This window comes from Microtetraspora sp. AC03309 (genome assembly GCF_020826795.1).
Lineage (GTDB): Bacteria > Actinomycetota > Actinomycetes > Streptosporangiales > Streptosporangiaceae > Microtetraspora > Microtetraspora glauca.
The window spans coordinates 150,537-157,589 of record NZ_JADDIL010000008.1 but is presented as its reverse complement, the minus strand read 5'-3'; the positions used below and the strand labels follow the sequence as shown (position 1 = coordinate 157,589).

The 7,053-nt window shown below is 70.8% G+C and carries 6 protein-coding genes; 3 read left to right on the top strand and 3 right to left on the bottom strand.

What is annotated here, in order from left to right:
* A partial coding sequence (locus IMZ11_RS06760) for an AAA family ATPase (RefSeq protein WP_228638595.1) occupies positions 1-2,465 on the top strand: 2,465 nt, incomplete at its 5' end.
* Between the two features lie 64 nt (positions 2,466-2,529).
* Here the strand turns inward: IMZ11_RS06760 and IMZ11_RS06755 are convergent.
* The 3 genes from IMZ11_RS06755 to IMZ11_RS06745 all read right to left on the bottom strand — a co-directional run bounded on the left by IMZ11_RS06755 (position 2,530) and on the right by IMZ11_RS06745 (position 4,927).
* Positions 2,530-4,101 (bottom strand): alpha/beta fold hydrolase, encoded by a 1,572-nt coding sequence (locus tag IMZ11_RS06755; RefSeq protein WP_228638592.1) that lies wholly within the window; start codon positions 4,099-4,101, stop codon positions 2,530-2,532.
* Positions 4,026-4,295: an NAD-dependent epimerase/dehydratase family protein gene (locus IMZ11_RS06750; protein ID WP_228638589.1), complete on the bottom strand. Its 270-nt coding sequence runs from the start codon at positions 4,293-4,295 to the stop codon at positions 4,026-4,028. The genes IMZ11_RS06755 and IMZ11_RS06750 overlap by 76 nt, the downstream gene beginning before the upstream one ends.
* A gap of 74 nt (positions 4,296-4,369) precedes the next feature.
* On the bottom strand, positions 4,370-4,927 hold the full coding sequence (locus IMZ11_RS06745) for a TetR/AcrR family transcriptional regulator (protein ID WP_228638586.1): 558 nt from the start codon (positions 4,925-4,927) through the stop codon (positions 4,370-4,372).
* 264 nt (positions 4,928-5,191) lie between these two features.
* On the opposite strand from IMZ11_RS06745, the gene IMZ11_RS06740 reads away from it, so the two are divergent.
* Together IMZ11_RS06740 and IMZ11_RS06735 are read left to right on the top strand one after the other, a co-directional pair.
* Positions 5,192-5,686 (top strand): hypothetical protein, encoded by a 495-nt coding sequence (locus tag IMZ11_RS06740; RefSeq protein ID WP_228638584.1) that lies wholly within the window; start codon positions 5,192-5,194, stop codon positions 5,684-5,686.
* On the top strand, positions 5,683-6,900 hold the full coding sequence (locus IMZ11_RS06735) for a TIGR04053 family radical SAM/SPASM domain-containing protein (RefSeq protein WP_228638581.1): 1,218 nt from the start codon (positions 5,683-5,685) through the stop codon (positions 6,898-6,900). Before IMZ11_RS06740 ends, IMZ11_RS06735 begins: the two co-directional genes overlap by 4 nt.
* The last annotated feature ends 153 nt before the right edge of the window (positions 6,901-7,053 follow it).

The following is a 7,053-nucleotide window of genomic DNA, read 5'->3' as shown; positions in this document are numbered from 1 at the left end:
TGGGGGAGTTGTCGGCGTTGGTGTCGCGGGCGGCGCGGCGTGGGGTGGCGGTCGCGGCGGTCAGCGGGGAGCCGGGTATCGGTAAGACGTGCGTGTTGGAGGCGTTGGCTGCCTGGTGTGCCGGTGTGGGGCATGTGGTGGTGTGGGGTCGCTGTCATGACACGCAGGGGACGCCGGCGTTGTGGCCGTGGTTGCAGGTGTTGGGGGCGTTGGAGCGGGAGTGTCCGCCGCCGGATCGGTCGGCGTTGGCGGGGTTGCTGGATGATGAGCAGCCTGTGGGGCCGGCGGATGGGGCGTTGTTGCGGCGTAATCGGGCGATCGCGCAGTGGTTGGTGGCGGCGGCGCGGGTGCGGCCGTTGGTGATCGTTCTGGATGATCTGCAGTGGGCGGATCCGGCGTCGCTGGAGTTGTTGCGGGATGTGGTGGCGTTGGTCGGGGGGATGGCTCAGGATGTGCCGATCTCGGTGGTGACGGCATTTCGGGATGGGGCGCCGCGGCCTGGGGTCGATGAGGTGTTGGGGCGTTTTGCTGGTTATGGGTTGGTGCGGGTTCGGTTGGGGGGCTTGGGTTCCGATGCGGTGGGGGAGATCGCGCGGGAGATGGGGGTGGAGGTGGATGGCCGGCTTGTGGGTCGTCTGATCGATCGCACGAGGGGGAATCCGTTTTTCGTGCGGGAGAGTGTGCGGTTGTTGGCTCAGGGGCGCTCGTTGGAGGAGGTGCCTGATGCGGTGGCGGAGTTGATTCGTCAGCGGTTGGCCGCGTTGGGGCCGCAGGCGGGCGAGGTCTTGCGGATCGCCGCGGTGATCGGCCGCGAATTCGACCCCTCGGTGGTCGCGGAAGTCGGCCCGACGGAGGCGTATGAGCTGCTGGATGAGGCTGCGCAGGCCGGGTTGCTCGTTCCTCAGGCCGCACGGATGGCCTTCACCCACGACCTCGTGCGAGAGACCCTCATCTGTGACATTCCTCCACTTCGCAAGGCCGTGATCCATCGGGAGATCATGATCTCCCTGTCCCTGCGGCCCGGCACTGACGTGGAAGCGATCGCGTATCACGCGGTCGAGGCCGGCCCCGCCGCCTACCAGGAAGCGGTGCGGTGTGCCACAGCAGCCGCGGAGCAGGCAGGTCTGCGTCTGGCCTACGAGGAGGCGGCGGCCTGGTGGGCGTCAGCGATCAAGGCGCATGACGCCTCCGGAGGAGATCCGGAAACTCATGTGGAGTTGCTGTTGCGGCAGGTGCGGGCGTTGCTGGAGGCGGGGGATGCGATAGGAGCGCGGCGGGCCAGGGCGGAGGCGGTGCACGCCGCGGATCGGGCCCCGGCCCGTCCGGAGCTGGCCGCGTATGCGCTGACCGCGCTGGATGCCCCCGCGCTGTGGACGCTACGGGATCCGTACGAGGCGGTCGAGCTGCACCTGGTGCGCCGTTTCGAGACGGCGCTGGAAGCGCTGGGGGAGGGCGACAGTCCGGAGCGGGCGCGGTTGCTGGGCAGCCTGGCTCAGGAGCTTTACGACGGCAGCGGTGACCCACGCGGTGATGAGCTGTCGGCACGGGCCGTGGCGATGGCCCGCCGCCTGGGCGACCCGTATCTGCTGATGCGGATGCTGAACGCGCGGCATCTGGCATTGCCCCAGCCTCTGCACCTGGAGGAGCTGACGGAGATCGCCGACGAGTTGCACGATCTGGCGGTGAGTCTGCAGGCACCGGCGTTCGAGTTGCTGGCTCAGATGATGCGCACCCACAACCGGCTGGAGCTGTTCGACGTGGCCGGTGCGGATCGGGCGGCGGCGCGGTGCGAGGAGCTGCTGGAGCGGTTGCCACTGCCCTGGTCGCGTCTCCAGCACACGATGTGGACCGCCAACCGGCTCGCCCTCGACGGCCGCTTCGACGACGCCGAGACATTGCGTAGACAGGCGGAAGACCAGGCCGAGAAGATCGGGGTCTGGCATGCCGGGCCGGCGGTCGCCATGGGGCGCCTGGCGTCGGGCTACCAGGAGGGCGCCATCGGGGAGGCGGGGCCGCTGATCGACGCCATCGTGGGCATCCACCCGACGATGGACCACGACGCCCGGATCCTTCAGCTGTGTGCCCAAGGTCGCCACGAGGAAGCGGGCACGCTCGTCGCCGACGGATGGCCCTCGCCGCCCTTCGACTGGTCATGGTTGTCCACGACATGCCTGCAGGCCGCCGCCAGAGCGGCCCTCGGGAAGACGGAGGACTGCCGAGCCGGTTACGCGACATTGCTGCCGTACAGCGGGCGGATCTCCGCGCTTTCGGCGGTGGTGTGCATGGGGCCGGTCGACTGGTATCTGGCCCTGCTCGCCGTGGCCGTCGGCGACCACTCCACCGCTGTCCGCCACCTCAACAGCATGCGATGGCTGGCGGAGCGGAACGGCCTTTCATGGTGGCGTGACCGCGCGAAGGTCGCAGCGCAGGCGCTGCAACCTTCCCTCGGTCTTCCCGGCGCGTGATCGTCTCTTGAAGACCGACCCCAGTGGGCTGTGAGTTCGGCGGCCTGGGCCTGCGCACCTCCGGTCATGACGGGCCCGGCACCGGATTCGCGTACGAGACGACCCCGACGCCGCGACCCTCACCGACCGCTACGTCCAGATCAACCGGCAGCTCACCCCGCTGATCCTGAACAACGGTCGGGTCGGAGACCAGCCCGAGGTGACGGGCGACCTGAGCCGGGTGGGTGAGTTGTGGGTAGTGCCCGGCGTCGGCGATCTCGGTGATCGGGTGGTCGACGCCTACGGCCAGCGGGTCGGCCGAGCCCACGATGATCTCGACCGGGACGCTCACCCGCTCCAGCAGCGACCGTGACGTCTCGCGTTCGGTGAATGCCGTGCGCATCGCCGCGATCACGCGGCGCGCCACCCCTGGACGGCGCAGGTCCGCCGCGGCGCTCGCCACCTCCGGCCCTTCGGGAACGCCGAGCGTAGCGGCCAGGCGAGCGGGGGACATGCGGCGCAGCATGGGCGCGGCCAGGGCTGAGCGGGTGAGCCGCGGGGCCGGAGCCTGCAGGAACGCGGGGGCGATGAGAACAAGCGTGCTGACGCGTCCGGGATGTTCGACGGCGAAGCGGAGCGCCGGCCCGCAGGCCGGCGAGTGCGCGACCAGCGTGGGACGGGTCCGCACCGGGCGCATCAGGTCGGCGAGCCACGCGTCCGTCGGCTGGGCGGTGGGAGCCGAGCGTCCCAGGCCGGGCAGGTCGGGGGCCAGGATCGGGCCGGACAGGTGGGCGGCGAGGGGCGCCCACAGGTCGGCGTTCATCGGCAGCCCGTGCAGCAGGACGTGGGCGGGTCGGTGAGCGTCTCCCATCGCCCAGGTGCGGCCGCGGAAGCCGTACGGGCTCAGCCACGGCGACGCGGCGCCGAAGCGGGTGGCCACCAGGTCGTCGGCCCACGCGCGGAGGGCGTCGGTGGCAGGAGGCATCTCCAGGCCGGCCGTTTCGGCGAGAGCGCGGGCCGAGGCCGTCGGGTAGCGGTCGGTCGACAGGAACGACAGCGTCTCGGGGTCGGCGCCGGTGATCTTCCGTGGCAGGCGGCGCACGAGGCCGACGGGGACGGTTCGGCGCGGCGCCCGCACGCCCATGTGGTCGGCGATCGTGCCGACCAGCTCCGGGAGGCGCGGCGTCGTGTCGTCGAGCACCCAGTGGGCCTGTCCCGCGGGCGAGGTGGGGAGCTCGGCCAGGAACCGCGAGAAGTAGTCGATCGTGATGATCGGCAGGAAGACGTCGGGGCCGCCCGGAAGCGCGGGGAGCCGTCCGTTCCACAGGTCGTCGACGAGAGACGCCAGGCCGATGTGCTGGCCGGGGCCGATCACCGTGCTGGGATTGGCGATGGTCAGCGGGACGTCCAGCTCGCGAGCCCGCGCGCGCACCGCGAGATCGGCCTCGGCCTTCGACGCCTCGTACGCGCCCAGCCTGGCGTAGTCCGGGTGGGCGTTGCTCACCCGGTACCCGCTGATGTGCACGAGCCGTCGCAGTTCGGGCAGCGTGGCGGCCCATTCGAGCACGTTGAGCGCCCCGGTCACGTTGGTCGCCCGCGCCTCCTCCACGCCGAGGCCGAACGCGAAGCGCGCCGCGGTGTTGTAGACGTCGCGCACCCGGGGCAGTCCCGTGAGCGGCCGGGTGATGTCGGCACGACGGTCAGCCCGCCGGTGTCGACGCCCTGGGAGTCCAGCCAGGGGGTGAGGGTGTCGTTCCGTACGGCCGCCGCCACCCGCTGCCCCCGGCCGAGCAGCTCGGCGACGAGGGAACGGCCGATGAAACCGGTCGCCCCGAAGACGATCGCGTCCATGAGTACTCCTTAATAGATCGGTCTACATATTTTTTTGGCAGAAAGAAGGGCCCGCCTCGTGCGGCGGGCCCGGGTCAGCGCAGCAGGGCGGCGAGTGGGCCGGTGACGCGATCCAGTGGCTCTCTGCTGCGGTGCGCCTTGGCCAGCAGCAGCGCCCCCTCGATCAGGGCCAGGATCGTGACCGCGAGGTCGTCGGCGTCCGGCCGCCCGTCGAGCCGCGCCCGCAGAGCGGCTGCCCATGAGGTGTACACCTCTGAGCAGGCCTGCTGCAGCGGGTCGCTAGCGGCGGCCATCTCGAGGGCCACGGTGGCGACCGGACACCCCTTCTGCCAGCCTGATTCCTCCAATCGATCGCCCAGGTGCCGCAACACGCCTTCGACGAACTCCGCCACGGACGCGCTGGACTCGGCCAGGTCCGCGAAGGCGTCGTCCATCGCCTGTCCGGCACGCCGTATCGACTCGCCGACGAGTTGATCCTTGCCGTCGGGGAAGTGGAAATAGAGCGAGCCGCGGGGCGCGCCACTGACCGCGATCACCTGATTGAGCCCGGCGCTGAAGTATCCCCCGGTCTCGACCAACTCCTGCGTCGCGGCCAGTATCCGGACCCGCGTCGCTGTTCCCTTCTGTCCCATACTGGGAAAGTAGACCGATCTATATATTTTTTCAACTCGTCTCGTATGGCTCACGTCTGACATCACGCGCGCCCGGCCCGATCATCGCGCCCTCGAGAACCGCGGCCCGCCGCGTCTTTGAGGTTGCCATTCCGTCCCGCTTTCGGGGCTTTCGGGGGCAAGGTCAGGGGCGACAGGCCCTTTTTCCGCGCCCGCTGGACGCTGGACGCTCCAAGCGGGCCCGTACAGCGGGTCCGCCTCTACTGGGTGAAAGCGAGACCATTCATGAAAGACCTGCGCGGAGTGGCGGCGACGCTGGTGGGCGCCGTCGGTGTCGCCACCGTGACGGCCGGGGCCGTCATGACGGCCCGGGGCCTGCAGGGGAGGGGGCAGATCCGGGACGAGCTCATCCGCCAGAAGATCACATTTCCGGACGAGGGCTTGCCGGCGGAGCTCGGCGCGCACGTCGGCCGACGGGTGGAGAACGGCCCGCAGGCACGCGCGTTCGCTGACATGATCGGCGGCAACGTGCTCCGCGCGACCGAAGGGCGCACCTACGCGGAAGTCAGCGCCGAACTGCACGCCGCCGGAGGCAAGGACGACAAGCTCACCGCCCTGCGCGAGACGGCGTTCATGGGCGAGACGTTGCGCGCCTCGCTGATGACCGCCTACCAGGCATGGGAGGTCACCTCTCTGGCTGTCGGCCTGGGCGCGGCGCTCATGGGCACCGGCGCCGCCTTCGTCACCGTGGGCGCGGTGTTGGCGTCGCCCCGGCCATGAGCGAGGAGACCGCGGAGGGCCGGGCGGTGAGCTCGCGGCGGACCCGCCCCCTGCGCCATGTGCACCGCGACGTCGGCTCGGCCCCGTTCATCGTGATCTGGGAGGCGACCCGGGCCTGCCCGCTGGCCTGCCTGCATTGCCGGGCCGAGGCCAGGCCCGCGCGCGACCCCGCCGAGCTGACCACCGACGAGGCGGCCGGGTTGATGCGCCAGGTCACCGATTTCGGCCGCCCCGCCCCGCTTTTCGTCATCACCGGCGGCGACCCCTTCGAACGGCCCGACCTGTACGACCTGGTCCGCGAGGCCCGCCGACTCGGCCTGGCCCCGGCCGTGTCGCCCTCTGCCACCCCGGCGCTGACCACCGCGAGCCTGTCCCGCCTGCGCGAAGCGGGCGCCTCGGTGATCTCGCTCAGCCTGGACGGTGCGACCGCCGCCCTCCACGACGGGTTCCGCGGATTCGGCGGCGTGTTCGGCCGGACGCTGCGCTCCTGGCAGGAGGCACGCGACGCCGGGCTCAAGGTTCAGATCAACACCACCGTCACCCGGACCAATCTGGGGGAGCTGCCGGAAATCGCCCAGCTGGTGCGCGAGCGCGGGGCGCTGTTGTGGAGCGTCTTCTTCCTCATCCCGACCGGCCGGGGACGCGAGCTCACCTCGCTGACCGCCGGGGAGAGCGAGGACGTGCTGAACTTCCTCTACGACGTGGGCGGGACGGTCCCGGTCAAGACGACCGAGGCGCACCACTTCCGCCGCGTCGCCCTGCAGCGGCACATCCTGGCCGAGCGCGACGCCGACCACGAGGAGGTGCTGGGTCTGGGGCCGCTCTACGGCGATCTGCGACGGCGGGCCATCGACCTCCGGTTGATCGGCTCGACCCGGCCCAGGCGGCCGCCGATCGACGTCAACGCGGGCCGAGGCATGGTCTTCGTGTCCCACACCGGCGAGGTGTCACCGTCGGGATTCCTGCCGGTGTCGGCGGGCAACGTGCGCGACCGTCCGCTTGCGGAGATCTACCGGAACTCTTCGGTGTTCGTCTCTCTGCGTGACCCCGGACTGTTGGGCGGAAGGTGCGGGGCGTGCGAGTTCCGCGCCGTCTGCGGTGGCTCTCGCTCCCGCGCCTTCGCCGTCACCGGCGACGCGCTGGCGGAAGAGCCGTGGTGCGCCTACCAGCCGGGTGGCTTCCCCTTCGCGGAGGAACTGGCGAACCTGCTGTAGGGACGCGCGAAGGGCCGGCCGCTTCCGTCGAGACGGCAGGCCCCTCGCGTGAGCGGACGGCCGCCGCTTCGCGGTGAACGGGGGTGTGCGACGACCTCCTGTGGTGCGAGACGATGCGTCCGCGAGGTTCTTGGTCTGCTTTGCGGTCCATCC

Coding starts and splice junctions, on each gene's coding strand:
- IMZ11_RS06750 (WP_228638589.1), bottom strand. CDS start 4,295: ATGGACGCGATCGTCTTCGGGGCGACCGGTTTCATCGGCCGTTCCCTC.
- IMZ11_RS06745 (WP_228638586.1), bottom strand. CDS start 4,927: ATGGGACAGAAGGGAACAGCGACGCGGGTCCGGATACTGGCCGCGACG.
- IMZ11_RS06740 (WP_228638584.1), top strand. CDS start 5,192: ATGAAAGACCTGCGCGGAGTGGCGGCGACGCTGGTGGGCGCCGTCGGT.
- IMZ11_RS06735 (WP_228638581.1), top strand. CDS start 5,683: ATGAGCGAGGAGACCGCGGAGGGCCGGGCGGTGAGCTCGCGGCGGACC.